The sequence below is a fragment of the Mesorhizobium sp. M7A.F.Ca.CA.004.04.2.1 genome, from assembly GCF_004022825.1.
Classification (GTDB): Bacteria; Pseudomonadota; Alphaproteobacteria; order Rhizobiales; family Rhizobiaceae; genus Mesorhizobium.
The window spans coordinates 1-1,263 of the sequence record NZ_RZPH01000302.1 but is presented as its reverse complement, the minus strand read 5'-3'; the positions used below and the strand labels follow the sequence as shown (position 1 = coordinate 1,263).

Genomic DNA, 1,263 nt, shown 5'->3' with positions numbered 1-1,263 from the left:
CCTTCTGCATGTCCTCGTAGCGGCCGTTGCGAACGGTGAACAGGAACAGGCCGAGTTCCCTGAATTTCTCTTGCCCGTAATCGGTGATGTCCCAGCCGAGCCGCGAGGTGAATACGGCCGACGAGTCGACCTGACGCGCCTTGGCCTCCTGCGGCGACCAATAGGCGAAGGGCGGCATGATGTAGCCGAACGAGCGGATGAAAGCGTCGGCTTCGCGGATGATGTCGTTGATGGCGGAGCGCTTCATGATCATGATCCCTTCGTATCGATTTGTCTGGCAGATCGCATAGCCGAACGCCGATGCGGTGTCGATCCATCTCGCCGTCCTGTCCGGCGTTGCGCAGGGCGTATGGACCACAGATCCGCTTGCCTGGCCGCGTGACATCACGGATTTTCAGGGCCATAAAACCCGCGGATTCCTCATGGGGTGAAAGATGATGCCGACCGTTCACGATCTCGATACGCCATCCATCCTGATCGACGCCGCGCGCGCGGAAGCCAACATTGCCCGCGCCCAGGCGCATGCCGACAAGAACGGGCTGAAGCTCCGGCCGCATATCAAGACGCACAAATTGCCCTACTGGGCGAAGAAGCAGATAGCGGCCGGCGCCGTCGGCATCACCTGCCAGAAGATCGGCGAGGCCGAGGTGATGGCCGATGCCGGGCTGAACGATATTTTTCTTCCCTACAACATCCTTGGGCGCGCCAAACTGGAACGCCTTCTGGCGCTGCACGGGCGCGTCACCCTGTCGGTGACAGCGGACAGCATGGAGACGCTCGAAGGGCTGGCAACCACCTTCACCGATGCCGGCCATCGTTTGCAGGTGCTGGTCGAATGCGACACCGGCATGGGACGCTGCGGCGTGCAGTCGGCTGATGAAGCGGTTGCGCTGGCAAGACAGATCGACAGAGCCGGTGGCCTCGCCTTCGGCGGACTGATGACCTACCCGGCCGCCGGGCGGGCAGCGGAGGCCGAAGCCTGGCTCGCCGGGGCCAAGCAGGCACTTGCCGCGTCGGGCCTCGCCTGCGACCGCATCTCCAGCGGCGGCACGCCGGATATGTGGCGCTCCAGCGATACATCCGTTGTCACCGAGTATCGTCCAGGCACCTACATCTATCTCGACCGCTATCAAGTCGCCAAAGGCGTCGGCGGCCTCGACGACTGTGCGCTGACGGTGCTGTCGACGGTGGTCAGCCATCCCACAGCGACGCGCGCTATCCTCGATGCCGGCAGCAAGGCGCTGTCCAGCGACACGCTGGGTC

The 1,263-nt window shown here is 63.6% G+C and carries 1 protein-coding gene and 1 pseudogene; one reads left to right on the top strand and one right to left on the bottom strand.

All coding sequences use genetic code 11. The annotated features are described in order from the left end of the window. Positions 1-199 (bottom strand): annotated as a pseudogene (locus EN893_RS39240) (D-lyxose/D-mannose family sugar isomerase); the annotation flags it as partial. A 238-nt stretch (positions 200-437) separates the two neighbouring features. Between EN893_RS39240 and EN893_RS15265 the strand changes: the two are divergent. Beyond that, positions 438-1,263: alanine racemase (locus EN893_RS15265; protein ID WP_164900896.1), on the top strand; the 826-nt coding region annotated here is incomplete at its 3' end.